At 67.8% G+C, this 26,854-nt stretch carries 22 protein-coding genes; 14 read left to right on the forward strand and 8 right to left on the reverse strand.

Features of this window, described 5'->3' with window-relative positions; translation table 11 throughout:
• Positions 1-69 precede the first annotated feature (69 nt).
• Positions 70-1,821, reverse strand: a complete 1,752-nt coding sequence (locus tag CFB46_RS18965; protein ID WP_089500829.1) for an IlvD/Edd family dehydratase — start codon at positions 1,819-1,821, stop codon at positions 70-72.
• Positions 1,822-1,935: 114 nt separating this feature from the next.
• Here CFB46_RS18965 and CFB46_RS18970 point away from each other — a divergent pair, with 114 nt between their 5' ends.
• Positions 1,936-2,886, forward strand: a complete 951-nt coding sequence (locus CFB46_RS18970; RefSeq protein WP_089500830.1) for a LysR family transcriptional regulator — start codon at positions 1,936-1,938, stop codon at positions 2,884-2,886.
• Positions 2,887-2,904: 18 nt separating this feature from the next.
• Here the strand turns inward: CFB46_RS18970 and CFB46_RS18975 are convergent, their stop codons facing one another.
• Positions 2,905-3,381: an OsmC family protein gene (locus CFB46_RS18975; RefSeq protein WP_089500831.1), complete on the reverse strand. Its 477-nt coding sequence runs from the start codon at positions 3,379-3,381 to the stop codon at positions 2,905-2,907.
• Positions 3,382-3,511: 130 nt separating this feature from the next.
• Between CFB46_RS18975 and CFB46_RS18980 the strand changes: the two genes are divergently transcribed.
• Positions 3,512-4,153 carry a GntR family transcriptional regulator gene (locus CFB46_RS18980; protein WP_179235085.1) on the forward strand — a complete coding sequence of 214 codons (642 nt, stop codon included), beginning with the start codon at positions 3,512-3,514 and terminating at the stop codon, positions 4,151-4,153.
• 107 nt (positions 4,154-4,260) lie between these two features.
• On the opposite strand, the gene CFB46_RS18985 is transcribed toward CFB46_RS18980, so the two are convergent.
• Complete coding sequence (locus CFB46_RS18985; protein ID WP_089500833.1) at positions 4,261-5,295, reverse strand: LacI family DNA-binding transcriptional regulator; 1,035 nt, start codon at positions 5,293-5,295, stop codon at positions 4,261-4,263.
• A gap of 189 nt (positions 5,296-5,484) precedes the next feature.
• On the opposite strand from CFB46_RS18985, the gene CFB46_RS18990 reads away from it, so the two are divergent.
• The 5 genes from CFB46_RS18990 (at position 5,485) to CFB46_RS19010 (ending at position 11,835) form a co-directional block, all read left to right on the forward strand.
• Positions 5,485-6,642 carry an ABC transporter ATP-binding protein gene (locus CFB46_RS18990; RefSeq protein WP_089500834.1) on the forward strand — a complete coding sequence of 386 codons (1,158 nt, stop codon included), beginning with the start codon at positions 5,485-5,487 and terminating at the stop codon, positions 6,640-6,642.
• Between the two features lie 8 nt (positions 6,643-6,650).
• On the forward strand, positions 6,651-8,642 hold the full coding sequence (locus tag CFB46_RS18995) for a beta-galactosidase (RefSeq protein ID WP_089500835.1): 1,992 nt from the start codon (positions 6,651-6,653) through the stop codon (positions 8,640-8,642).
• A gap of 61 nt (positions 8,643-8,703) precedes the next feature.
• A complete protein-coding gene (locus CFB46_RS19000; protein ID WP_089500836.1) occupies positions 8,704-9,963 on the forward strand; it encodes an ABC transporter substrate-binding protein in 1,260 nt (419 codons plus the stop codon).
• A 54-nt stretch (positions 9,964-10,017) separates the two neighbouring features.
• A complete protein-coding gene (locus tag CFB46_RS19005) occupies positions 10,018-10,962 on the forward strand; it encodes a carbohydrate ABC transporter permease (protein WP_089500837.1) in 945 nt (314 codons plus the stop codon).
• A 21-nt stretch (positions 10,963-10,983) separates the two neighbouring features.
• Entirely contained in the window at positions 10,984-11,835 is an 852-nt protein-coding gene (locus tag CFB46_RS19010) for a carbohydrate ABC transporter permease (protein ID WP_027781771.1), read from the forward strand.
• A 191-nt stretch (positions 11,836-12,026) separates the two neighbouring features.
• Here the strand turns inward: CFB46_RS19010 and CFB46_RS19015 are convergent, their stop codons facing one another.
• Positions 12,027-12,425: a nuclear transport factor 2 family protein gene (locus CFB46_RS19015; RefSeq protein WP_027781772.1), complete on the reverse strand. Its 399-nt coding sequence runs from the start codon at positions 12,423-12,425 to the stop codon at positions 12,027-12,029.
• Positions 12,426-12,507: 82 nt separating this feature from the next.
• Here CFB46_RS19015 and CFB46_RS19020 point away from each other — a divergent pair, with 82 nt between their 5' ends.
• Positions 12,508-13,449 carry a LysR substrate-binding domain-containing protein gene (locus CFB46_RS19020; RefSeq protein ID WP_027781773.1) on the forward strand — a complete coding sequence of 314 codons (942 nt, stop codon included), beginning with the start codon at positions 12,508-12,510 and terminating at the stop codon, positions 13,447-13,449.
• A gap of 79 nt (positions 13,450-13,528) precedes the next feature.
• On the opposite strand, the gene CFB46_RS19025 is transcribed toward CFB46_RS19020, so the two are convergent.
• The 4 genes from CFB46_RS19025 to glcC all read right to left on the reverse strand — a co-directional run bounded on the left by CFB46_RS19025 (position 13,529) and on the right by glcC (position 18,034).
• Complete coding sequence (locus CFB46_RS19025) at positions 13,529-13,912, reverse strand: ATP-dependent protease (protein WP_089502252.1); 384 nt, start codon at positions 13,910-13,912, stop codon at positions 13,529-13,531.
• A gap of 174 nt (positions 13,913-14,086) precedes the next feature.
• Complete coding sequence (locus CFB46_RS19030; RefSeq protein WP_089500838.1) at positions 14,087-15,529, reverse strand: DEAD/DEAH box helicase; 1,443 nt, start codon at positions 15,527-15,529, stop codon at positions 14,087-14,089.
• A gap of 35 nt (positions 15,530-15,564) precedes the next feature.
• Positions 15,565-17,067 carry a nitronate monooxygenase gene (locus CFB46_RS19035; RefSeq protein WP_089500839.1) on the reverse strand — a complete coding sequence of 501 codons (1,503 nt, stop codon included), beginning with the start codon at positions 17,065-17,067 and terminating at the stop codon, positions 15,565-15,567.
• A gap of 196 nt (positions 17,068-17,263) precedes the next feature.
• Positions 17,264-18,034, reverse strand: a complete 771-nt coding sequence (gene glcC / locus CFB46_RS19040; protein ID WP_027781777.1) for a transcriptional regulator GlcC — start codon at positions 18,032-18,034, stop codon at positions 17,264-17,266.
• Positions 18,035-18,257: 223 nt separating this feature from the next.
• Between glcC and glcD the strand changes: the two genes are divergently transcribed.
• From glcD to CFB46_RS19070, 6 genes are all read left to right on the forward strand, one after another.
• Positions 18,258-19,757, forward strand: coding sequence for a glycolate oxidase subunit GlcD (gene glcD, locus CFB46_RS19045; protein WP_089500840.1), 1,500 nt, complete (start codon positions 18,258-18,260; stop codon positions 19,755-19,757).
• On the forward strand, positions 19,757-20,833 hold the full coding sequence (gene glcE / locus CFB46_RS19050) for a glycolate oxidase subunit GlcE (protein ID WP_089500841.1): 1,077 nt from the start codon (positions 19,757-19,759) through the stop codon (positions 20,831-20,833). Before glcD ends, glcE begins: the two co-directional genes overlap by 1 nt.
• A 24-nt stretch (positions 20,834-20,857) precedes the next feature.
• On the forward strand, positions 20,858-22,078 hold the full coding sequence (gene glcF / locus CFB46_RS19055) for a glycolate oxidase subunit GlcF (protein ID WP_089500842.1): 1,221 nt from the start codon (positions 20,858-20,860) through the stop codon (positions 22,076-22,078).
• A gap of 22 nt (positions 22,079-22,100) precedes the next feature.
• Positions 22,101-22,505 carry a GlcG/HbpS family heme-binding protein gene (locus tag CFB46_RS19060; RefSeq protein WP_089500843.1) on the forward strand — a complete coding sequence of 135 codons (405 nt, stop codon included), beginning with the start codon at positions 22,101-22,103 and terminating at the stop codon, positions 22,503-22,505.
• Between the two features lie 39 nt (positions 22,506-22,544).
• The gene (locus CFB46_RS19065) at positions 22,545-24,719 is read left to right on the forward strand and encodes a malate synthase G (RefSeq protein WP_089500844.1); all 2,175 of its coding nucleotides are present in this window, start codon (positions 22,545-22,547) and stop codon (positions 24,717-24,719) included.
• A 541-nt stretch (positions 24,720-25,260) separates the two neighbouring features.
• Positions 25,261-26,826, forward strand: coding sequence for a sensor domain-containing diguanylate cyclase (locus tag CFB46_RS19070; protein WP_089500845.1), 1,566 nt, complete (start codon positions 25,261-25,263; stop codon positions 26,824-26,826).
• The last annotated feature ends 28 nt before the right edge of the window (positions 26,827-26,854 follow it).

Here is a 26,854-nt window from a genome sequence, read left to right on the forward strand (position 1 = left end):
GATCCACGTTAGCGCTTCAGCGCTTACGTGCGCCGTGTCTCTGCACAACCGCCCATTACCGCCCGCCGCTCAATGCGAATGGCTCGGCACGTCCGCGCCGCGCATGCCGACCAGGAAGTCGAGGTCGCACCCCTCGTCGGCCTGCAGCACGTGATCGATGTACAGCCGTGCGTAGCCGCCCTTGCCGACCTGGCCGGCCACGCCCGGCGCCGCGGTCGGATCGACGTCCGACAGGCGGCGCTGCAGTTCTTCATCCGTAATGTCGAGATGCAGCGTGCCGGCCTCGCAGTCGAGCTCGATCCAGTCGCCGTTGCGCACGGCCGCGAGCGGCCCGCCGGCCGCGGCTTCCGGCGCGACGTGCAGCACGACCGTGCCGTACGCGGTGCCGCTCATCCGCGCGTCGGAAATCCGCACCATGTCCTTCACGCCCTGGCGCAGCAACTTCGGCGGCAGCCCCATGTTGCCGACCTCGGCCATGCCCGGATAACCGCGCGGCCCGCAGTTCTTCAGCACCATCACCGAGCTGGCGTCGATGTCGAGCGCTTCGTCGTTGATCGTCGCCTTGTAGTGGTCGAGATTCTCGAACACCACCGCGCGGCCGCGATGCTTGAGCAGTTCGGGGCTTGCCGCCGACGGCTTCAGCACCGCGCCGCGCGGCGCGAGATTGCCGCGCAGGATGCAGATCCCGCCGTCCGCGATCAGCGGCCGGTCGAGTGGGCGAATCACCTCGTCGTCGTAGTTCGGCGCTTCGCGCACGTTGTCCCACAGCGACTTGCCGTTGACCGTCAGCGCATCCGGGTGCGGCAGCAGCCCGCCTTCGCCGAGCCGGCGCAGCACGGCCGGCAGCCCGCCCGCGTAATAGAACTCCTCCATCAGGAAGCGCCCCGACGGCATCAGGTCGACGATCGTCGGCGTGTCGCGGCCGATGCGCATCCAGTCTTCCAGTTCGAGCGGCACGCCGATGCGGCCGGCGATCGCCTTCAGGTGAATCACGGCATTCGTCGAGCCGCCGATCGCCGCGTTCGCGCGGATCGCGTTCTCGAACGCCGCGCGCGTCAGGATCTTCGACAGCACGAGCCCTTCGAGCGCCATCTCGACGATCCGGATGCCCGACATGTGCGCGAGCACGTAACGGCGCGAATCGACGGCCGGAATCGCCGCATTGTGCGGCAGCGCGACGCCGAGCGCCTCGGCCATGCAGGCCATCGTCGATGCGGTGCCCATCGTGTTGCAGGTGCCGGCCGAGCGCGACATGCCGGCTTCGGCCGACAGGAAGTGATGCACGTCGATCTCGCCGGCCTTCAGCGCTTCGTGCAACTGCCACACGGCCGTGCCCGAACCGATGTTCTTGCCTTCGAGCTTGCCGTTCAGCATCGGACCGCCCGACACGACGATCGCCGGCACGTCGCAGCTTGCCGCGCCCATCAGCAGCGCGGGCGTCGTCTTGTCGCAGCCGGCGAGCAGCACGACCGCGTCGATCGGGTTACCGCGGATCGCTTCCTCGACGTCCATCGACGCGAGGTTGCGCGTGAGCATCGCCGACGGCCGCAGGTTCGATTCGCCGTTCGAGAACACCGGGAACTCGACCGGGAAGCCGCCCGCCTCGGAGATCCCGCGCTTCACGTGCTCGGCGAGCTTGCGGAAGTGCGCGTTGCACGGCGTCAGTTCGGACCACGTGTTGCAGATGCCGATGATCGGCCGGCCGTCGAATTCGTGATCGGGAATGCCTTGGTTCTTCATCCAGCTCCGGTACATGAAGCCGTTCTTGTCGTTCGTGCCGAACCATTGGGCAGAGCGCAGCCTGGGTTTTGTTGCCGACATCGTCAGTCCTGTGGTGACGGGATACCGGCGCAGTCTAGGCAGAATTTTGATAACTGGCTAATGACGATTTAGGCGATTACGATATCCATTCCGATATCGATATAAACCCGTACGATGCCCGAAGCCAGCCCATGGGGAAACCGCGCCCGCCTGAAGACGCGCCAGTTGCTGCTGCTCGTCGCGCTCGCCGACGAAGGCAGCATTCACCGCGCGGCGGCCGCGCTGAACATGACGCAGCCGGCTGCGTCGAAGCTGCTGCGCGAACTCGAGGAATCGATCGGCGCGGTGCTGTTCGAGCGCCTGCCGCGCGGGATGCGGCCGACGCTGTACGGCGACGCGCTGATCCGCCACGCGCGCGCGGCGCTCGGCAGCCTCGACCAGGCGCGCGAGGAGCTGGCCGCGTTGAAGGCCGGCCATCTCGGCCACGTGGCGGTCGGTGCGATCACGTCGCCGGCCCTGCGGCTCGTGCCGCCTGCCGTCGCCGCCGTGAAAGGCACGCATGCGGGCCTGCACGTATCGGTCGAGATCGATACCAGCAACGTGCTGCTCGAACACCTCGCGCAGGAAAAGATCGACATCGTGCTCGGCCGGCTGTCCGCCGAACACGACAAGCTGCGCCTGCGCTACGAGCCGCTGATCGGCGAAACGGTGGCGGCGGTCGTGCGGCCCGGCCATCCGCTGCTCGCGCATGCGCCGCTGTCGCTCGCGGACGTGCAGCGCGCGGCGTGGGTCGTGCCGCCGGCCGGCAGCGTGCTGCGCCATCGCTTCGAACTCGTGTTCCAGCGCGCAAGCCTCGCGCCGCCGGCGAACCTGGTCGAGACGTCCGCGCTGCTGTTCATCACGCAGTTGCTCGAACAGAGCGACATGATCGCGGTGCTGGCCGAGGACGTCGCGCGCTACTACGCACGACACGGGATCGTCACGGTGCTGCCGCTGGAGATGGATTGCCGGATGGACGATTTCGGGATCATCACGCGCACCGACCGGCTCCATTCGCCGGCCGTCACGGTGATGATCGATGCGATTCGGGCGGCCGCGCGGGGGGTGTACGACGTGGTGCTGTGACGACGCAGCAGCGGTTTCTTACTCGGAGGCAAACTCGATCACCGGCTCACAGCGAATCGGGAAGTTGACCGAATTCGCGATATAGCATTTCGCATGCGCGTCGTGATGCAGATGCGCCGCCCGTTCACGATCGTCGCCGGCCCGGATCGTCACCTGCGGACGCAGCACGATTTCGGTGAAGCGCCCCGCTTCGGCGCCGTCGAGCATCGTGCCTTCCGCGTGGTCGACGTAGGCCAGCACGCGAATGCCGGCCTCGGAACACAGGTGCAGATACCAGAGCTTGTGGCATGCCGACGCCGAGGCGAGCAGCAGATCCTCGGGGTTCCAGCGCGCCGCGTCGCCGCGGAACGCCGGGTCCGCCGAACCGGGGATATCCGGCTTGGCCCCCGCCCGGATCACATGTTCCCGCCCATATTCGCGATATCCCGACGTGCCGGTTCCCCGGTTGCCCGTCCACTCCACCGCGACGCGATACGTGTGTTCGCCCGATGCCATCTCGCCCTCCGTTGATGTCCGTGTCTCGACCGGCCCGATCGTCGTTGCGTGACGCCCGCCGGTGGACGCCATTGTGGCACCGGATTTCCATTTGGTATACCATTATTCCAAAATGACGGAACAGGCAGGCATGGAAACCAGACTCGACTCCACGGCGGACGCGGTCGCCGCATCGCTGCGCGACATGATCATCAACGGCGAGCTGGCGGCCGGCGAGCGGCTCGTCGAGCGCGATCTGGCCGATCGGTTCGGCATCAGCCGGATTCCGATGCGCGAAGCCATCCAGCGCCTGGAACGCGAAGGGCTGCTCGATATCTTCAGGAATCGCGGCGCCGTCGTGCGCATGCTGAGCGCGTCGGACGTGCAGGAAATCTACGACTTGCGCGTGCTGCTCGAAGGCGATGCGATCTACCGCAGCGTGAAGCGGCTCGACGACGAAACGCTCGCGCGCGCCGAACTCGTGCATCGGCTGCTCGGCGACGCAACCGTGCCGCGCCGGCAAGGTGAGCTGAACCGCGAATTCCACGCGCTGCTGTATTCGTGCTGCGGCAACGCGCGGCAGTTGAAGTCGATCGCCGAACTGCGCGGCCAGGTCGAGCGCTACGAGCGCCTGCAGGCCACGCTGCTCGCGGATACGCCGTCGTTCCAGGTCGAGCACGACGACATCCTGGCGGCGTGCCGCGAGCGCAATGCGCGCGTCGCCCGTTCGATGACGGTCGCCCATCTAGAATCGGCCAGACGCATCGTCATGCGGCGCGTCGAAGGCGGCTGAGGCCGGCACCGCGCTTGCGGCCTCCACATCGCACGCGGCTGCGCGCCGGGCCGCGCCGAGTGCGTCGGCGAATAACCCGAAGCACTCGGCGCCGCCCCGCGCGATCTTTACCGCGGCGCGCGCTCACTCCGCACGCGGCTGGTCGTCCCGCGCACCACCAGCCGCGGCACCGATGCTGTCCGCACGCGCGACGCATCGTCGAAACGGCCACCTGCCTCGCGCAGCGCGTTGAGCAATTCGACCGCGATTCCGGCCGCTTCGGCGGTGGGGATCGCGACGGTCGTCAGCGTGGGCCGCGTGTCGCGGGCGAGATGGATGTCGGTGATGCCGACGATCGACAGATCGTCGGGCACGCGCCTGCCGCGATCGGCTGCCGCGTGCATGGCGCCGATCGCCGGCAGGTCGTTGGTGGCGACGAGCGCGGTCAGCCGCGGATGCGCATCGAGCAGCCGGCCCGCCGCGCGCACGCCGCCCTCGATCGAATCGTGATCGGCCGCGACGATCGACGCGTCGAGCCCCGCTTCGCGCATCACGTCGACGAAGCCGTCATAGCGCGCCGCCTGCACGCCGCTCGCCGCCCCGCCGACGATCACACCGATGCGCTCGTGTCCGAGTTCGAGCAGATGCCGCGTCGCGATCCGCCCCGCTTCGCGCAAATCGATGGCCACGCATGGCAATCCGTCGGGCGGCGCGTCGGGCCGCTCCCACAGGCACAGCACGACCGGCACGCCGCGCCGCGCGACGTCGAGCAGATCCGGCAGGTGCAGGTTCGCATTGGTCACGAGAATCCCCTCGGAAATCGTGCCGGCGATCTGGTCGAGATACGCGCGCCCCTGCAACGGATCCTCGTTCGTATTGCAGACGATCAGGAATTGCCCGTTGCGGCGCACCGCACGCTCGACCGCCAGCGCGAACTCCGGATAGAACGGGTTCGCGATGCTCGACACCATCAGCGCGACCGTCGGCGCACGCCCTTCCGCCAGCGCCCGCGCGGCGAGATGCGGCCGATACCCGAGCGCGTCGACCGCTTCGAGCACCCGGGCCCGCGTCGCGTCGCCGACCCGGCCGCGGTCGCGCAGCACGTTCGATACCGTCGCGGCCGTCACGCCGGCGCGGCGCGCCACTTCATCCAGTGTTGCCATCGCTTGCTCACTATATGAGACGTCGATCCAGTATTTGCTTCGCTCACCGAAGCGGCGCACTATCGCCGCACACCTTGCCGCCCGACCGACGGGTGCGACTCGGCCGCGATCGCATCGCCTCTTTTTTTGATCGCGGTGATTAAGCGCTTAATCACGCAGTATGGCGCATTAAAACATGGAGCGGAGACAATGGCGAGCATCTCGATGCGACGCGTGCAAAAAGCCTATGGCGAGCACGCGCCGGTCATTCGCGACGTCGATCTGGAGATCGGCGCGCACGAGTTCTGCGTGTTTCTCGGGCCGTCCGGATGCGGGAAATCGACGCTGCTGCGCATGATCGCCGGGCTCGAGGATCTGAGCGCGGGCGAGCTGTCGATCGATGGCCGCCGGGTCGACGACGTGCCGGCCGCCGAGCGCGGCGTCGCGATGGTGTTCCAGAGCTACGCGCTGTTTCCGCACATGACGGTGTACGAGAACATGGCGTTCGGGCTGAAGATCGCGCGCGTGCCGAAGGCCGAGATCGACCGGAAGGTGCGCGACGCCGCGCGGATCCTGCAGCTCGACACGCTGCTCGAGCGCAAGCCGAAGGCGCTGTCGGGCGGCCAGCGGCAGCGCGTCGCGATCGGCCGCGCGATCGTGCGCGAGCCCGGCGTGTTCCTGTTCGACGAACCGCTGTCGAATCTCGACGCGGCGCTGCGCGGCCAGACCCGCATCGAGATCGCGCGGCTGCACCGGCAGTTCGAACGCGCGAGCGTCGTCTACGTGACGCACGACCAGACCGAGGCGATGACGCTCGCCGACAAGATCGTGCTGCTGCACGCCGGCGCGGATACCGCGCAGCACGGCAGCATCGCGCAGGTCGGCGCGCCGCTCGACCTCTACCATCACCCGGCCAGCCGCTTCGTCGCGGGCTTCATCGGCTCGCCGCGCATGAACTTCCTGCCGGCCGTCGTGACCGCGTGCGACGCGCATCGCACGACCGTCTCGCTCGTGCCGTCCGGCGAAATCTTCGTGCTGCCGCGCGACGGCTCGGCGCTCGGCGCCGGCGCCGCCGTGACGCTCGGCATCCGCCCCGAACACCTGACGCTCGGCGCCGCGCCCGACGCGACGACGCTCGCGCGCGACGTCGCGCTCGTCGAACGCCTGGGCGAGCAGACCTACGTGCACCTCGATCCGTGCGGCCAGCCCGACGCGACGCCGCTGATCGCGAAGGTGCCTGGCGACGCGCAGGTGCACAGCGGCGAACGCGTGCACGTGCATGCGCCGGCCGCGGCCTGCCATCTGTTCACCGAAGACGGCCGCGCGGTGCCCGCGTGCGCCGACGTCCACGTTCACCACTACGCATAAGGATCGGCATGCGCCTCGGAGTCTGCTACTACCCGGAACACTGGCCGGAATCGATGTGGGCCGACGACGCCCGCCGGATGAAAGCGCTCGGCATCGCGCAGGTGCGGATCGCCGAATTCGCGTGGAGCCGCATCGAGCCGTCGCCGGGCGAATACGACTGGGGCTGGCTCGACCGTGCGGTCGACGTGCTCGGCGCGGCCGGTCTCGAGATCGTGATGTGCACGCCGACCGCCACGCCGCCGAAATGGCTGGTCGACCGCCATCCCGACATCCTCGCGATCGGCGCCGACGGCCGGCCGCGCGCGTTCGGTTCGCGCCGCCACTACGATTTCTCGTCGCCGACCTATCTCGAAGCGTCGCGCCAGATCTGCACGGCGGTCGCCGAACGCTACGGCCGCCACCCGGCCGTGCGCTACTGGCAGACCGACAACGAGCTGGGCTGCCACCAGACCGTCGTCAGCTACTCGCCGGCCGCGCTCGTGCGCTTCCGTGCGTGGCTGCAGACGCGCTACGGCACGATCGACGCGCTGAACCGCGCGTGGGGCACCGTGTTCTGGAGCATGGAGTATCGTCACTTCGACGAAGTGGATGCGCCCGTGGGCACCGTGACCGAAGCCCATCCGTCGCATCGCCTCGACTACCGACGCTTCGCGTCCGACGAGCTCGCGCGCTATCACCGGATGCAGGTCGACGTGATCCGTGCGCACTCGCCGGGCCGGCCGGTCGCGCACAACTTCATGCAGCTGTTCACCGAGTTCGATCACTACGAAGTCGCGCGCGACCTCGACGTCGCGACGTGGGACAGCTACCCGCTCGGCGCACTCGAGGAGCTGTGGTTCGCGCCCGACGTGAAGGCGCGCTGGCTGCGCACCGGCCATCCCGATTTCGCGTCGTTCAATCACGACCTGTACCGCGGCATGTCGAAGCTGCCGTTCTGGGTGATGGAACAGCAGCCGGGCCCCGTGAACTGGGCGCACTGGAACCCGGCGCCGCTGCCGGGCATGGTGCGGCTGTGGAGCTGGGAAGCGTTCGCGCACGGCGCCGGCTGCGTGTCGTACTTCCGCTGGCGGCAGGCGCCGTTCGCGCAGGAACAGATGCACGCGGGCCTGCACACCCCCGACGACAAGCTCGACGAAGGCGGCCGTGAAGCGCAGCGCGTCGCACGCGAGATCGCGGCCGTGCACGACGCCGGCGCGGACGCGGACGCAGACGGCCCGGTGCGCGCACCGGTCGCGCTGGTCTTCGACTACGAGGCGAAGTGGCTGTTCGAAGTGCAGCCGCAGGGCGCCGATTTCCACTACCCGCGTTTCGCGTTCGAGTACTACTCGGCGCTGCGCTCGCTCGGCCTCGACGTCGACATCGTGTCGGCGCACGCGCCGCTCGACGGCTATCGCCTCGTCGTCGTGCCGCCGCTGCCGATCGTGCCGGACGATTTCGCGTCGCGGCTCGCCGCGTCGGGCGCCCACGCGGTGTTCGGGCCGCGCACCGGCTCCAAGACCGCCGACCTGCAGATTCCGCCGGCGCTGCCGCCCGGCCCGCTCGCGTCGATCCTGCCGGTGCGTGTGTGGCGCGCCGAATCGCTGCGGCCGAACGTGATCGAACGAATCGACGGCACGTTGCGCGACGGCGCGCCGCTCGCGGGCGAAGCGCGTCACTGGCGCGATCTCGTCGAGCTGCAGGACGACACGCGCAGCGTCGTGCACGCGCGCTTCGCCGACGGTCATCCGGCCTGCATCTCGCACGGTACGCTGCACTACTGGGCCGCGCTGTTCGACGATGCGACCACCGTGCGCCTGTTCGCCGACGTCGCGGCCGAAGCGGGCCTCGCGCCGACGCCGCTCGCCGACGGCGTACGCGTGAGCCGGCGCGGCGGCCTGACCTACGTGTTCAACTACGCGAGCACACCGCACACGATCGACGCGGTGCCGCCGTCCGCGTTCGTGGTCGGCGCCGCGCAGGTCGAGCCGCAAGGCGTCGCCGTGTATCGAAGCCGTTCGTAACCCCTCCACCGGCGCCGCGACGCGCCGGTCACGCACAACGACACACAGGACTGGAGACACCATGACACATCGCCCCCTTCGCGCCGCCGCCCGGCTCGCCACGGCCGCCGCCGTCGCCTTCGCATCGCTCGGCATGACGGCGCCCGCCGATGCCGGCACGCTGACGATCAACATCGCGTTCAAGGGCGCGAGCCAGCGCGCCGTGTGGCAGTCGACGATCGAAGCGTTCCACAAGGCCCATCCCGACATCGACGTGAAGCCGACCTTCGTCGACGAGGAAGCGTACAAGGTGCAGCTCCCCGCCTGGCTCACGACCGTCGCGCCGGACGTCGTGAACTGGCACGCGGGCGAGCGGATGGCGTACTACGCGAAGCGCGGGCTGTTCGAGGACCTGAGCGGCGACTGGGCGAAGAACGGCTGGGACGCGATGTACGCGTCGACGCGCAGCGCATCGTCGTACAACGGCAAGCAGTACGCGGCGCCGACCGTCTACTACTCGTGGGGGCTGTTCTACCGCAAGGACCTGTTCCGCAAGGTCGGCATCGCCGACGAACCGAAGACGTGGGACCAGTTTCTCGATGCGTGCAAGAAGCTGAAGGCCGCAGGCATCACGCCGGTCGCGATCGGCGGCCGCGACGCGTGGACGCTCGCCGGCTGGTTCGACTATCTCGACCTGCGGCTGAACGGCAACGCGTTCCACCAGCAACTGATGGCCGGCGACGTGTCGTACACCGACCCGCGCGTGAAGAAGGTCTACACGACCTGGAAATCGCTGATCGATGCCGGTTACTTCATCGACAACGCACTGTCCTACGATCTCGACGGCGCGCAGCCGTTCCTGTTCCAGGGCAAGGCCGCGATGATGCTGATGGGCACCTTCATCGCGGCGGGCTTCCCGCCGAACGTGAAGCAGGAAATGGGCTACTACCGCTTCCCGATCATCGACCCGAAGGTGCCGACCGCGGAGGACGGCCCGGTCGAATCGTTGCACATCCCGGCCAAGGCGAAGAACAAGGCCGACGCGCACACGTTCCTCGCGTTCGTCGAAACGCCCGAGATGGGCGCGAAGCTCGCCGAAGGGCTCGGCTCGCTGTCGGCCAACAGCAAGTCGCCGGAGCCGGCCGATCCGATCTCGCGCATCGGCTTCCGGATCCTCGCCGACACGAAGGGCGGCGTCGCGCAGTTCTACGATCGCGACATGACCAAGGAAATGGCCGACGAAGGGATGAAGGGCATGCAGCAGTTCCTCGCGAATCCCGCGCAGCTCGATACGGTGCTCGCGCAGCTCGAACAGACCCGCAAGCGGATCTACAAGAAGTGACCGCGTGACCCCACCGGCGGCCGCGCGCCGCCGTGTCCGTTCAGGAGGCTTGCCGTGTCCAGTCCGATCGCGTCCCCCCCGCCCGCCGGCACCGCGCCGCCGCCGCGCGGCTCATCCGCCACCACGCTGCCCGCGCGCCGCCCGTCGCCCGCCGTGCGGCGGCAACGGCGCGCCGCGTGGCTCTTTCTCGCGCCGGCCTGCGCGATGGTTGCCGTCTATGTGATCTGGCCGATCCTGTCGACGCTGTGGCTGAGCCTCTACAACTGGGACGGGATGACCGAGCGCACCTTCGTCGGTCTCGCGAACTACGCGGAGCTGCTGCACGCGCCGACGTTCTACACGGCGCTGCGCAACAACGTGATCTGGCTCGTGCTGTTCATGCTCGCGCCGCCGCTCGGCCTCGCGCTCGCGCTGTACCTGAACCAGGCGGTCGGCGGCATCCGGCTCGTGAAGTCGCTGTTCTTCGCGCCGTTCGTGCTGTCGGGCGTGGTCGTCGGGCTGATCTTCTCGTGGTTCTACGATCCGACCTTCGGCTTGCTTGCGCTGCTCGCCGGGCATGGCATCCCGGTGCTCGGCGACGCGCGCTATGCGACGTTCGGCATCGTGTTCGCCGCGCTGTGGCCGCAAACGGCGTACTGCATGATCCTGTACCTGACCGGCCTCACGTCGGTCAATCCGGAACAGATCGAGGCCGCGCGGATGGAAGGCGCGCGCGGCTTCGCGCTGCTGTGGCACGTCGTGCTGCCGCAACTGCGGCCGACCACCTTCATGGCGATCGTCGTCACGGTGATCGGCGCGCTGCGCAGCTTCGACCTGATCTCGGTGATGACGGGCGGCGGCCCGTTCGAAAGCTCGACCGTGCTCGCGTATTACATGTACGACCAGGCGATCAAGTACTACCGGCTCGGCTATTCCGCGTCGATCGCGGTCGTGCTGTTCGCGATCATGCTCGTCTACATCGTGTTCCAGTTGCGCCGCATGCTGCGCAACGAGCAGTGACCTTTCGGGAGTTCACTCATCATGTTTCCGACACCCGTTGCCCACTGGAAGCCGGTATCGCGCAGGCTGTACAAGCTGTCGCTGCCCGTCGCGCTGCTCGTCTGGCTGCTGCCGATGATCGCGGTGTTCGTCACGTCGGTGCGCTCGACCGAGGAACTCGTCGAAGGTCACTACTGGGGCTGGCCGCGCCGCTTCGCGATGATCGAGAACTATCGCGACGCACTGACCACGTCGCCGATGCTGCATTACTTCTGGAACAGCGTGCAGATCACCGTGCCCTCGGTCATCGGCTCGATTGCGCTGGCGGCAATGGCCGGCTTCGCGCTCGCCACCTACCGGTTTCGCGGCAATACCGCGCTGTTCGGCACGTTCGTCGCCGGCAACTTCGTGCCGGTGCAGGTGCTGATGATTCCGGTGCGCGACCTGTCGCTGCGGCTCGGCGTGTTCAATACCGTCGAAGCGCTGATCCTGTTTCATGTCGCGTTCCAGACCGGCTTCTGCACGCTGTTCCTGCGCAACTTCATCAAGCAGTTGCCGTTCGAGCTGATCGAGGCCGCGCGCATCGAAGGCGCGGGCGAATGGACGGTGTTCTGGCGAATCGTGCTGCCGCTGATCCGGCCGGCGCTGGCCGCGCTCGCGATTCTCGTGTTCACGTTCGTGTGGAACGATTACTTCTGGGCGCTGTGTCTCACGCAAGGCGACGAGGCGGCGCCGATCACGGCGGGTGTCGCGGCGCTGAAGGGGCAATGGACGACGTCGTGGAATCTCGTATCGGCCGGGTCGATTCTCGCCGCGCTGCCGTCGGTCGCGATGTTCTTCGCGATGCAGAAGCATTTCGTCGCCGGGCTCACGTTCGGCGCGACGAAAGGCTGAACGCGCGCCGGCCGCGTCTTCGTATCTCCCCCTCCGCATCGTGAGGTTGCCCGCTTCGGCGGGCTTTTTTTCATGCTTCGCCGGGTTGGGTGGATGTCGGCTGGCAAGCCTGGGCGTGCGCGGAAGTTTGGCGTCATGCGCAGCCGCCCTCAGCAAACGCCAGCCTTCGGTATCGAACGACAGCGATTCGGCTACGCGTACTTGTCGCCGACGGTACTGCGAATGGGATGGGTGTCGTAGACGATGACCATCCGTTCGATGAGCCCCGCGGTGTCGAACTCGAACACGTCGACGCACTCGAAGCGCGCCACCGAACCGTCTTTCAGGCCCCAGTCGTAGATGAAGTAACCTGTCGCACGTCGAGCCCCACTCGTGCTGACGCAGATGTCGATCGGTGTAATCTTGCTTTCTCCCGATGCGGCAGCGACCTTCGAAAAGAAGGGCCCCGGATGCATCCAGCCAAGAAATGGCGAGAAAATCCGCGCGTCCGGCGTAAATAGCGCGCAGATGGCGCCGACATCGCCTCGCTCCAGCTCCCGAAGGTAAGCGCGAACCTGTTCCGTGTAGAGTGATTCCGACGTTGAGCCCAAAATTATCCTCCGATCATTCGTTGACAACCCCGTTCATTCGCAAGAACAGGGCATCCGGCAGACGCACGATAGCGAGGCACCGATGACCGGACAATCGAAAAATTTGCAACCCGGGTATGCGGCGCATGCATATCCGCTGGCTGACCTGACGCGGCCGCTGCCGCCGCTGGCCGCGATTCAGTCGTTCGTCGCGGCGGCGCAGCTGGGTAGCGTCAGCAAGGCCGCGGATCATCTATGCCGCACGCAAGGGGCAGTGAGCCGCCAGATACAGCAGTTGGAAACGCATTATCGATGCGCATTGTTTGTGCGCCATGTATCGGGGCTGACGTTGACGCCAGAAGGCAATGCACTGCTGATGGTCGCGGTCAACGTGCTCACGCAATTGGTCCAGCACGCGGATTCCCATGCACGGGCGACCTCGGTGCTCACGTTGAAGTTGCCGTCCACGTTCGCCGTTCGCTGGTTGCTCCCGCGGCTGCCGGACATTCATCGTGCGATGAGCGGGACGGAGCTGCGTATTTCCACATCCGCGGACGACACGCCGGATTTCACGACGTCCGACGTCGACGCCATCATCGTGCGAGGCACGGGACAGTGGACCGGTATGGAAGCAGTACGGCTGTTTCCCGAGAGGCTCACGCCGATGTGCGCGCCGGCATTGGCGACATCGCTGCGATCCGTAGCCGACCTTGCGCATGTCGATTTGCTCCATCCCGGGCCCAGCCGCGCAGAGTGGCGATGCTGGCTCGATCACGTTGGGGCACGCCAGATCGATGCGGGACGTGGGCTCGTATTCGATACCCTCGAATTGACGCTCGCGGCATCGATGGAAGGACACGGAATTGCAATCGGCGACCCGCGAATGGCGAGAGACCGACTCCGTGCCGGATCGCTCGTGACACCGTTCGAGGATGTGGCGGAAGACGGCCTTTCCTACTTCCTCGTCTATCCGCCCCAACGTGCGGCACAACCGAAAATTCGGGCCCTCGCCGATATCTTGCTACGACTTGCGCGAGAAGATTGAGTGACAGGCGTGTCCGATACCTGTTGCGGAGCCGACGTTCAAATGGCGCACCCAACCTACCGACGAATGACGGGCCTGGTCAGAGATCTCCGCGCACTTCACCGGTTCCCAGCGCGCTGCGCTGCCGGTTGACTTCCGCCCAAAGCTCATCGCTGTCGTCATGGCGCAGCACGACCATGCAATCCAGCTGATCGTCGGTCACCTCGAAGTATTCCAGGATTTCGCGCCGGACCCCATCGATGAACTCCGCGTATTCCGGGGTGGCCTCTGCCCGCGCGTGCAAGGCGTCGTATTCTGCATCGTCCACGCCGCCGCCGTGCTCGTCGATATAGCGCGAGATCCACTTGTCTCGTTCATGGTCATAATCAGCCTCGGCGCGCATTGCCTGCACAGCGGTGTAGAAATCCAGTTGGGCAAACGCGGCGATCGCCGCCGTTGTCGCCTCGTCGAATGTCGTCGTCATTCCATCTCTCACTTCAGTCATCGCATATCGTCGGTCGCGCCGCGAAACCTCTATCGCGGGCGGTTTCATTAGGTCGTTGACGAGAAAACGGCAGCGCTGTTCCGAACCGCCCGTATTCGTTCACTCGTCGGACGGTTCAATCGTATCGGGTACGTTGAACCGGAAGGATTCAGTCTATCTCGACGGTTTGCCGGGTTTGCCGCGACCGCCGGCGGATTTGCCGGCAACCTTCCCCGCAGCCGGCTTGCCACGCGGCTTCTGCGCGCTGAACGGGCTACCGATGGTGTAGTCCGGGCCCTTACCGGCACCCGTGGCCGTCGCATGCGGCGCCGCAGCCTTGCGCTTGCCTTCGCCACCTTGCGCATGCGGCTTCTTGCCCGGCCCTTGTTTGGCGACCGGCACGGCTTGCTGCACCTTGGGCTTCTTCGGCTTTTTCGGCTTCTTGATGATCTGACCCGTCGCGCTGGTTTCCGGCACGCGGTGTTCGGCTTCGAAACCCGGCTCTTCTTCCCGCCGCAGCGTCTGCCGGATCAGTGCCTCGATCGCGGCCAGTTGCGGCGCTTCATCGGCGCACACGAGCGACACCGCCACACCGCTGGCGCCCGCGCGGCCGGTGCGGCCGATACGGTGCACGTAGTCTTGCGCGACGATCGGCAGATCGACGTTGATCACCAGCGGCAGATCGTCGATATCCAGCCCGCGCGCCGCCACATCGGTGGCGACCAGCATCTGCACTTCACCCGCCTTGAAACGCTCCAGCGCGCGCATACGCGCGGGTTGCGGCTTGTCGCCGTGGATCGTATCGACCGCATAGCCCGCTTTCTCCAGCATGACCGCCAGATAATCGACGCCATTGCGGGTCTTGACGAATACCAGCGCGTGCTCCCACTTGTTCCGGGCCACCAGGTGCAGGAAGAGATCGGGCTTGTTCCGCTTGTCGACCGGCACCACCCATTGCTTGATCTTGCTCGCGGTGGCGTTGGGCGGGCTGACGCTGATATCGACCGGGCTGCGCAGGATGCCCGCCGCCATCGTGCGGATTTCATCGGAGAACGTGGCCGAGAACAGCAGCGTCTGGCGCTTGGCGGGCAGCACGGCAAAGACCGCATCGAGTTCGCGCGCGAAGCCGAGATCCAGCATGCGGTCGGCTTCATCGAGCACCAGCGTCTGCACCTGATCGAACTGCACGGCGTTCTGGCGATTGAGGTCGAGCAAGCGGCCCGGCGTGGCAACGAGCACGTCCACGCCCTTGCGCAGCTTCATCATCTGAGGATTGATGCTCACCCCGCCGTAGGCGGCCAGAAACCTCAGATCGAGCCCTTTGCCGTACTCGACGAAGCTTTGCAGCACCTGTTCGGCCAGTTCGCGCGTGGGCACCAGCACCAGCACGCGCGCACGGTTGCTGGACACCGCCGGGCCGTGTTGCACCAGCCGTTGCAACAGCGGCAACGCAAAGCCGGCCGTCTTGCCGGTGCCGGTCTGCGCCGCGGCCATGACGTCCTTGCCGCCGAGCACGGCGGGAATCGCCTTGGCCTGCACCGGCGTGGGTGTCTGGTAATTGAGGCCCTGCACATTACGCAGCAACGGCTCGATCAGGCCAAGCGAGGCAAAAGACATGGACGTATTCCGGACGAAAACCGCAATTCTAGCGGTTAGCGCGCCGGTTGCGCCCCATCCGCGCCGCCGCGCAACCGCCCATCCACCGTCCCGATATTCTTCTCGTGCGCCACCAGCATCAGCGACAGCGCGTGATGCATATCCCGATCGGCGAGCGTCGGCAGCAAGGTCTGCAGCTTGCGCACGACCCAGCGCTGGCCGCGATTCAGGAACGCCATGCGCTCCGCGAGATCGTCGATCGCCATCGCCTTCTCGTAAAACGCGCCGGTCGCGCGCGTCGGGACCGCATCGAGCGAGCGGATCGCGTCGACGAGCACACTGCACCAGTGCGCCTCGTCCTGGCGGATATGGGCGATCAGCCGATGCAGTTCGGGATCGTCGGTCACCTCGGCCGCCGTCTCGGACGCGACGCGCGCGCCCGCGCGCTCGGCTTCCAGCAATTCGTCGAGCGCAGCCAGCAACGCGGCGCGGCGTCCTTGTTCGCGTTCGTCGACAGCAGCGGCCGACGGCGCCGTGCCGCCTTTGTCGAGCATCGCGGCCGCACCGGCGACGATCCGGTGCAGCACGTCGCCGGCCATCTCGATTGCATCGATTCGCCCCGCACCCGTGCCCGCATACAGCGCCATCGCCTCGAAATCGCCGGTCATCGTGCGCAGCGGCGAATCGGTGCTGAACAGGTAGATCGGCCGCCCTTCCTCGTCGCCGATCACGGTGCGCGCGTCGCCGAACGGATCGCCGCGTTCGCCGCGCGTCACGCTCGACGGCAGCACGCGCACCATCGCGCCGCGCGGCCAGTTGATGTGGAAGATGTCGGTCAGCAGCGTATCGCCTTCGCGCGCCTCGACGATGCGCTGCTTGTGATACGCATGCGCGAACGATTCGTGCGTCGCGATGAAGGCCGTGCCGATCACCGCGCCCTGCGCGCCGAGCGCCATCGCGGCCGCCACGCCCGCACCGTCGACGATCCCGCCCGCCGCAAGTACCGGCACGTTCGCTGCGCCGATCACGTCCGGCAGCAATCCGGCAAGCGGCCGGTCGCCGCGTACGTGGCCGCCCGCCTCCCGGCCCTGCACGATCAGCGCCTGCGCGCCGGCCGCCTCGGCCGCGCGCGCATCGTCGAGCGAACCCACCTGATGCACCACGCACACGCCTGCGTCGCGCAGGCGCCGCACGACGGCCGGCATCACGTCCCAGAACAGCGCGACGACGGGCACACGCAACTCGATGCATGCGTCGAGCTGGGCATCGAGCAGATCGGGCGGCGTCGACGCGGGAATCAGGTTGATGCCGAACGGGCGATCCGTCGCCGCGCGCACTTGCTGAACCTCGCTGCGCATCAGCGCGACCGGCTCGCGCACCATGCCGAGAAAACCGAAGCCGCCGGCCGCGCTCACGGCGCTCGCAAGCTCCGCACGCGCGACCCCGCCCATACCCGCGAGGACGATCGGCCACGTGCAACCGAGCAGGTCGCAGATGGGGCGATGCAGAATCTGGACGGCGCGGGCGTCGTGCCCGTCGCCACGCGTCGGAATCGACATGCAGCATCCTCCTGTCAGAATCGGGACCGGTGACGTATCACGCTCGACGGTACACGGCGCGTGTTGCATTCACATGCACGAGCGATGACAAGCCATCCGTTCCAATAGATCACATTGCGATATATTCGATCGTGGCGCCGCGTCTTCGGCGCAATCTGCATGACTTACGTCAACGTGCAAGCGAACTGCCGCCCGCTCACGTCCACCCTTCGAGCCGCAACGTCGAACGCACGAGCCGCTGTTCCTCCTGCTCGATCTCGCGCAGATAGTCTACGCACTGACGGATATGTTCGCTCGCGGCCTTGCGCGCCTGATCGGGCAGCCGCCCCGTGACCGCGTTGTAGAGCCGCGCATGCTGGCGATCGATCTGCTTCTTCAGCGGCTCGCGGTGATAGAGGTTGTTCACCGACGCGAACACCGAACTGAGCAGCAGATCGGTCAGCGACTGCAGCGTATTGACGAGCACGGGGTTGTGCGAGGCCTCGCAGATCGCGAGATGAAATGCGTGGTCGAGCTTCGCGCGCGCGGCGGGGTCGAGATCCTGCGCATCGGCCGCCGTCATTTCCTCGTAGCGGCGCCGGATCAGGATGAAATCGGCCGGCGTGCCGCGCAGCGCCGCGAGCCGGGCAGCCTCGGCCTCGAGCATCCCGCGCACCTCGAACAGGTCGTACAGCGTGCGCGGCTGCGAGCCGAGCAGATGCATCATCGGCGTGATCGCGCGCTGCGGGGTCAGGCTCGCGACGAACGAACCCTTGCCGTGCGCGGTGTCGATGATCCCGCGCGCGTGCAGCAGCTTCATGCCTTCGCGCACGGCCGTGCGCGACACGCCGAGCTTTTCGGTCAGCCGCCGCTCGGACGGCAGCGCCTGACCGGCCTTCAGCACGCCGTCGACGATCAACTGCTCGATCCGCTCGGCGACGACGTCGGCCACGCGCCGCGCCGGCCCCTCTCGATTCTGCATTTCCATACTGGTATGACCACTTTGGACGGATGCCGTCGATTTTCGCACAAAGCCTTGTCGTGATTGGGTTTCATCGAGCCGGGAAGAACCCGTGGTCAGCGCCATCGAAAAAACTGGTACGACCACCTTCGCGACGTCTGGACAGGCCCGCGCGCCCCGCCAAGAATGCGTGCCATCCGGCGTGCCGCGCGTCGCGCGGCCGCCTGCATGGTGGAGACGGAGACACACGATGAGTTTCATCTACGACGAACGGATCGACGGCCCGCTGGCGACCGTCGACCGCGCCACGCTCGTCGCCGCGCTGCACGCTGCGGCGCCCGGCCTCGACGTGCTGCACGAACGCGAGGCGCTCAAGCCATTCGAATGCGACGGGCTGGCCGCGTACCGCACGGTGCCGCTCGCGGTCGTGCTGCCCGATGCGGTCGATCAGGTGCGCGCGGTGCTGCGCGTCGCGGCCGCGCACGGCGTGCCGGTCGTCGCGCGCGGCGCGGGCACGGGGCTGTCGGGCGGCGCGATGCCGCTCGAAAAAGGCATCCTGCTGGTGATGGCGAAGTTCAACCGGATTCTCGACATCGACCCCGATGCCGGCATCGCGCGCGTGCAGCCCGGCGTGCGCAACCTCGCGATCTCGCAGGCCGCCGCGCCACACGGCCTCTACTACGCGCCCGATCCGTCGTCGCAGATCGCGTGCTCGATCGGCGGCAACGTCGCCGAGAACGCGGGCGGCGTGCACTGCCTGAAATACGGGCTCACGGTCCACAACATCCTGAAGGTCGAGATCCTGACGATCGACGGCGACACGCTTATGCTCGGCGCCGACGCGCTCGATGCGCCGGGCTTCGACCTGCTCGCGCTGTTCACCGGCTCCGAAGGGATGCTCGGCATCGTGACCGAAGTGACCGTGAAGCTGCTGCCCAAGCCGCCGAGCGTGAAGGTGCTGATGGCGAGCTTCGACGACGTCGCCGAGGCGGGCGCCGCGGTCGCGCGGATCATCGGCGCGGGCGTGATCCCCGGCGGCCTCGAGATGATGGACAACCTCGCGATCCGCGCGGCCGAGGATTTCATCCACGCGGGCTATCCGGTCGACGCGCAGGCGATCCTGCTGTGCGAACTCGACGGTGCGGCGAGCGACGTCGACGAGGACGCCGACCGCGTCGCCGCGCTGCTGCGCGACGCGGGCGCGAGCGAGATTCGCGTCGCGCGCGACGAGGCCGAGCGCCAGCGCTTCTGGGCCGGCCGCAAGAATGCGTTCCCGGCGGTCGGCCGGATGTCGCCCGACTACTACTGCATGGACGGCACGATCCCGCGCCGCGAACTGCCGCGCGTGCTCGAAGGGATCGCCGCGCTGTCCGCCGAATACGGGCTGCCGGTCGCGAACGTGTTCCACGCGGGCGACGGCAACATGCATCCGCTGATCCTGTTCGATGCGAACCGGCCCGGCGAGCTCGACCGCGCGGAAGCGCTCGGCGGCAGGATCCTCGAGCTGTGCGTCGCGGCGGGCGGCAGCATCACCGGCGAGCACGGCGTCGGGCGCGAGAAGATCAACCAGATGTGCGTGCAGTTCAACGCCGACGAAATCACGTTCTTCCACGCTGTGAAGGCCGCGTTCGATCCGCAGCGCCTGCTCAACCCCGGCAAGAACATCCCGACGCTGCACCGCTGCGCCGAATTCGGCGCGATGCACGTTCATCACGGCAAGCTGCCGTTTCCCGAACTGGAGCGCTTCTGATGCGACGCGACATCGAATCGATCGACGACAGCGCGGCGCTCGTCGCACAGGTCGACGCCGCGATCCACGATCGCCAGCCGCTGCACATCCGCGGCGCCGGCACGAAGGCGTTCGTCGGCCGCCCGGTCGAAGGCCGCACGCTCGACGTGCGCACGCATCGCGGCGTCGTGTCGTACGACCCGACCGAGCTCGTCATCACCGCGCGCGCGGGCACGCCGCTCGCCGATCTCGACGCGATGCTCGACGCGGCCGGCCAGATGTTGCCGTGCGAGCCGCCGTCGTTCGGCGGCGCGGCGACGGTCGGCGGCATGTTCGCGGCGGCGCTGTCGGGCCCGCGCCGGCCTTGGGCCGGTGCGGTGCGCGACTTCGTGCTCGGCTGCCGCGTGATCACCGGCCATGCGAAACATCTGCGCTTCGGCGGCGAGGTGATGAAGAACGTTGCGGGCTACGACGTGTCGCGGCTGCTCGCGGGCAGTTTCGGCTGCCTCGGCGTCGTGACCGAGGTGTCGCTGAAGGTGCTGCCGAAGCCGCGCGCGACCAGCGATCTCGCGTTGACGCTCACGGCGAGCGAAGCCGTGCAGCGCGTCGCCGCGTGGCGTCGCGCGGGGCTGCCGCTCGCGGGTGCGTGCCACGCGGATGGCGTGCTGCGCGTGCGGATCGAAGGCGGAGAAGGCTCGGTGAAGGCCGCGCGCGACACGATCGGCGGCGAACGGATGGACGACCGCGACGACGCGTTCTGGGCACGTCTGCGCGACCTGTCGCTGCCGTTCTTCGACGATCCGCGCCCGCTGTGGCGCGTGTCGGTGCCGGCCGCCGCGCCGCTCGACGCATGGTCCGGCGCGCAACTCGTCGACTGGGGCGGCGCACAGCGCTGGCTGAAGACCGACGCCGAGCCGGCCGACGTGCAGCGCATCGCCGCGCAGTGCGGCGGCCATGCGACCTGCCTCACGTCGGGCACGACACCGGAGCCGTTCCAGCCGCTGCCGCCTGCGCTGTTGCGCGTGCATCGGCAGCTCAAGGCGCAGCTCGACCCGCACGCGATTTTCAATCCCGGCCGGCTCTACGCCGATTTCTGACGCGAACCCGATCCCGATCCGCCGATGCAAACCAATCTCAGCGAAGCAAGCAAGGCCCTCGCCCGGGCCGACGAAGCGGAAGCGATCCTGCGCGCGTGCGTGCACTGCGGCTTCTGCAATGCGACCTGCCCGACCTACCAGGTGCTCGGCAACGAGCTCGACGGGCCGCGCGGGCGCATCTACCTGATCAAGCAACTGCTCGAAGGCGAGCCATGCGGCGAACGCACGCAGCAACATCTCGACCGCTGCCTGACATGCCGCAACTGCGAGACGACCTGCCCGTCCGGCGTGCGCTATCACACGCTGCTCGACATCGGCCGCGCGGAAGCCGAGAAGCGCGTGCAACGGCCCGCGCGCGAGCGCCTGCTGCGCGCGGGGTTGCGTCATGTGGTGCCGCGCCCGGCGACGTTCGCCGCGCTGCTGAAGGTCGGCCGCGCGCTGCGCCCGCTGCTGCCCGGCACGCTGCAGGACAAGATCCCGGCCGCCGTTCCCGCGGCCGCGCCGCGCCCGGCCGTGCGTCATGTGCGACGCGTGCTGATGCTCGAAGGCTGCGTGCAGCCGTCGCTGTCGCCGAACACCAATGCGGCCGCCGCGCGCGTGCTCGACCGGCTCGGCATCAGCGTGAGCCCGGCGCGCGAAGCCGGCTGCTGCGGCGCGACCGAATACCACCTGAACGCGCAGGACGCGGGCCTTCACCGCGCGCGCCGCAACATCGACGCGTGGTGGCCCGCGATCGAGGCCGGTGCGGAAGCGATCGTGCTGACCGCGAGCGGCTGCGGCGCGTTCGTGAAGGAGTACGGCGATCTTCTGCGCTCCGACCCCGCCTATGCGGACAAGGCGCGGCGGGTCAGCGCACTCGCGCGCGATCTTGCCGAAGTGATCGCGGCCGAGCCGCTCGACGCGCTCATCGATGCGACGCCACGGCGCGTCGCGGTCCACTGCCCGTGCACGCTGCAACACGCGCAGCGCCTCGGCGGCGCGGTCGAAAGCATCCTGACGCGGCTCGGCTTCGATCTGACGAATGTCGCCGACGGCCATCTGTGCTGCGGCTCGGCGGGCACCTATTCGCTGACGCAGCCCGAACTCGCGACGACCCTGCGCGACAACAAGCTCGATGCGCTCGAAGCCGCGCAGCCGGACCTGATTGTCACCGCCAACGTCGGCTGCCAGACTCATCTGAACGGCGCGGGCCGCACGCCCGTGCGCCACTGGATCGAGCTCGTCGACAACCGGCTGGTCAACTGACCGCCGATTCCGGAGGAAAGCCATGCAAATGAAACCCGAACTCGAACTGGCCGATGCCGAGCGCATGCTCGCCGCCGCCCGCGCGGAAGCGGAACGCCACGGCTGGGCCGTGTCGATCGCCGTCGTCGACGACGGCGGCCACCTGCTCGCGTTCGCGCGGCTGAACGGCGCATCGCCGGCCAGCAGCACCATCGCGCAGGACAAGGCGCGCGCGGCGGCGCTCGGCCGTCGCGAGACGAAGGCGTATGAGGATATGATCAACGGTGGCCGCACGGCGTTTCTGAGCGCGCCGCTGACGGGATTGCTCGAAGGCGGCGTGCCGGTCACGGTCGGCGGCCGGATAGCGGGCGCGATCGGTGTGTCTGGCGTAAAGTCCGAACAGGACGCGCAGATCGCCCGCGCCGGCACACGAAGCGTCGCGGAATAACCAGCCAAGCCGCACGCATTTTTCCCGGGAGGATTCACGATGATCGACCAAGCAGGACTGCAAGTCGCGCCAGCGCTGAGCCAGTTCATTGAAAACGAAGCGCTGCCGGGCACCGGCATCGACAAGGCCGCGTTCTGGAGCGGTTTCTCGGCCCTGGTGCACGACCTCGCGCCGCGCAACCGCGAGCTGCTCGCCGAACGCGACCGCCTGCAGCAGGAACTCGACGCGTGGCATCGCGCGCACCCCGGCCCGGTACGCGACCATGCCGCGTATCGCGCATTCCTCGAACGAATCGGCTACCTCGTGCCGGTCCCGTCGAACGTCGCGGCAGCCACCGCGAACGTCGACAGCGAGATCGCCACGCAGGCCGGCCCGCAGCTCGTCGTGCCGCTGTCGAACGCGCGCTATGCGCTGAACGCCGCGAACGCGCGCTGGGGCAGCCTGTACGACGCGCTGTACGGCACCGACGCGCTGCCGGAAGACGGCGGCGCCGAACGCACCGCGGCCTACAACCCCACGCGCGGTCAGCGCGTGATCGACTACGCGCGCAACGTGCTCGACAACGCGGCGCCGCTCGCGAGCGGCTCGCACCGCGATGCGCTGCGCTACCGCGTGCAGGACGGCCAGCTTGCGGTCGAAACCGCGAAGGGCGTCGTGCACCTCGCGCAGCCGGCGCAGTTCGTCGGCTACCAGGGCGCGGCCGGTGCGCCGTCCGCGATCCTGCTGAAGCACAACGGCCTGCATCTCGAGATCCAGATCGATGCATCGACGCCGATCGGCCGCGCCGATCTCGCGAACGTGAAGGACGTCGTGCTCGAAGCCGCGGTCAGCACGATCATCGACTGCGAGGATTCGGTCGCGGCGGTCGACGCCGACGACAAGGTCCAGCTCTACCGCAACTGGCTCGGCCTGATGCAGGGCACGCTGGTCGAGGAAGTCGCGAAGGGCGGCAAGATCTTCACGCGCCGCCTGAACGCCGATCGCGAGTACACGACGCCGGCCGGCGGCACGCTGTCGCTGCACGGCCGCTCGCTGCTGTTCGTGCGCAACGTCGGCCACCTGATGACCAACGGCGCGGTGCTCGACCGCGACGGCAACGAAATCCCGGAAGGGATCCTCGATGGCGTCGTCACGACGCTGTGCGCGCTGCACGACCTGAAGGCCAAGCGCAATTCGCGCACGGGCTCGATCTACATCGTGAAGCCGAAGATGCACGGGCCGGCCGAAGTCGCGTTCGCCGACACGCTGTTCGCGCGCATCGAGGATCTGTTCGGCCTGCCGCGCAACACGCTGAAGATGGGCATCATGGACGAGGAGCGCCGCACCAGCGTGAACCTCGCCGCGTGTATCGCCGCCGCTGCCGCGCGCGTCGCGTTCATCAACACCGGCTTCCTCGACCGCACCGGCGACGAGATGCACACCGCGATGGAAGCGGGCCCGATGATCCGCAAGGGCGACATGAAGTCGTCGGCGTGGATCCAGTCGTACGAGCGCAACAACGTGCTCGCGGGCCTGTCGGCCGGCCTGCGCGGCCGCGCGCAGATCGGCAAGGGCATGTGGGCGATGCCGGACCTGATGCACGCGATGCTCGAGCAGAAGATCGCGCATCCGCGCGCCGGCGCGAACACCGCATGGGTGCCGTCGCCGACCGCCGCGACGCTGCACGCGCTGCACTACCACCTCGTCGACGTGCAGGCCGTCCAGCAGGAACTCGAGAAGACGCCGTACGCGAGCGAGCGCAACGCGCTGCTCGAAGGGCTGCTGACCGTGCCGGTCGTCGAGCGCGCCGCGTGGAGCGAGGCCGAGATCCTGAGCGAGGTCGAGAACAACGCGCAGGGCATCCTCGGCTACGTCGTGCGCTGGGTCGAACAGGGCGTCGGCTGCTCGAAGGTGCCGGACATCCATGATGTCGGCCTGATGGAAGATCGCGCGACGCTGCGCATTTCGAGCCAGCACATCGCGAACTGGCTGCGCCACGGCGTGATCACCGAGGCGTTCGTGCTCGACGTGTTCAAGCGGATGGCCCGCGTCGTCGACCAGCAGAACGCCGGCGACCCGAACTATCGCCCGATGGCGCCCGGCTACGACCAGTCGACCGCGTTCCAGGCCGCTTGCGCGCTCGCGCTGCAAGGCACGTCGCAGCCGAGCGGCTATACCGAGCCGCTGCTGCATCGGTTCCGGCTCGCGTTCAAGGCGCAACGCCACGGCGCATGAAGCTGCGCATGCGGGCGCGCCCCGCATGCCGTGAAACGGGCAGCCTTCGCGGCTGCCCGTTTTCATATTCACGTTTATCCGACCGTTGAAACCGATAATCGATGCATATCGCGCGCTTTCGCGTGCGACGCCCGGCCGCCGTCGATTCGCCGGTATCCGCCGCCGTATGCCGCGCGATCCTGCCACCGCCCCGCAAAGCCTTTCGCCGTAACGCTCCGCCCGATATTGGCAAGCCCGGGATTACACGATAATTTGACCCCGATCAACGGTTTGCAACATTTTCCGCACACGCAAACACGCGCGTTATACTCCGTGGCATTCGCGTCGCGCGATTCGTCAGATCGTCGAATTGCAGCAGAAGTTACCTGTGAATACAGGCTTCATCGGTTTATCTGGCCGCGCTTGTCGATAACCCGAGCCCGTTTTCTCCGCTGAACGCAACGCGTGCACGGGAAGGGCTGCGCACCGGATCGCCACCGGTAGTCATACGAACAATCGCATCGGCCCGCGGCACGGCGGCGATGCCCCCGATCCACCGACCATGGCAGAAACCGACTACGCAATGCCCAGCGAATCCGGCCTGACGAGCCGTGTCGCCGCTCATCTGCGCAGGTTCCTGCTGCCGCACCTGATCTTCTATGCGGGGCTTCTGATCGCGCTGATCCTGCTGCTCCTGTGCGGGATCGTGCTGTACGAAGGCCGCATCGACGCACGCGACCGCTCGCGCAGCATGCAGCAGAATCTCGCGCTGATGGCGTCGTGGGACATCGAACGCAACATCGAGATCTATTCGCTGTCGCTGCAGGCCGTCGTCGAAGGCATGAACGACCCCGCGGTCGTCGCGTTGCCGATGTCGCTGCGCCGCCAGGTGCTGTTCGATCGCGCGACGACGGCCAAGTACCTCGGCGGCATCTACGTGCTCGACGCAAAGGGCGACATCGAGGTCGACGGCAAGAGCGACGTGCCGCGCAAGGCCAGCTTCGCCAACGAGCCGTACTTCACCGTGCACCGTGATCACCCCGACGTCGGCCTGTACGTCAGCGATCCGTATCATTCGCGCCTGCGCGGCGGCTCGCCGAGCATCGCGCTCAGCCGGCGGATCACGCGGCCCGACGGCTCGTTCGGCGGCGTTGCGGTGATGTCGATCCGGCTCGAATATTTCCAGAACCTGTTCTCGCGCCTGTCGCTCGGCGATCGCGGCTCGGTTGCGCTGATCAACACGCACGGCCTGATGCTCGCGCGCGAGCCGTACGACCCCAAAACCGTCGGCCGGGATATCAGCCGCGCGAGCACGTTCCGGCAATTCATGACCGCCAGCGAAGGCAGCTTCGCCGATACCGCGTCGATCGACGGCGTGCGGCGCCTGTACGTGTTCCGGCACCTCGACAGCCTGCCGCTCATCGTCATGGTCGCGCGCTCGGAAACGGACACCTACGCCGCGTGGTACGACCGCGCGATCCCGATCGGCTCCGCGATGGCCGTGCTCGCGATCGGCTTCGTCGGCCTGTCGCTGCTGCTCGACGTGCAGCTGCGCAAGCGCCATCGCGCGGAAACCGAGCTGCAGGCGCTCGCGCGCACCGACGGCCTGACGGGCCTCGACAATCGCCGGATGCTCGACGTCACGCTGGCGCGCGAATGGCGCCGCGCCGCGCGCTCGCAACATGCGCTGTCGCTGCTGTTCATCGACGTCGATTACTTCAAGCGCTACAACGACACGCAGGGCCACCAGGCCGGCGACGACGCACTCGCCGCGGTCGGCCATTGCATCGCCGGTTGCCTGCGCCGCCCGGCCGACTATGCGGCGCGCTACGGCGGCGAGGAATTCGTCGTGGTGCTGCCGGACATCGACACGGACGGCGCGGTGACGATCGCCGAAACGATCCGCGCGGGCGTCCTCGATCTCGGCATCCGGCACGACGCCGGCACGGTCGGCCGCCTGACGGTGAGCATCGGCGTGACGACCAGCTATCCCGAACTCGACGACAACATCCAGGCCGCGCTGAAGCGGGCCGACGATGCGCTGTATCGGGCGAAGGAAGGCGGGCGCAACCGCATCGTCGTGCAGGCGGCCACGCCGGTCGACGATCTCCAATCGCGGCGGGCCTGAGCGTACGGGCAGCGGGGCGGCCGCCGGC

Source organism: Burkholderia sp. HI2761, from assembly GCF_002223355.1.
Taxonomy (GTDB): domain Bacteria; phylum Pseudomonadota; class Gammaproteobacteria; order Burkholderiales; family Burkholderiaceae; genus Burkholderia.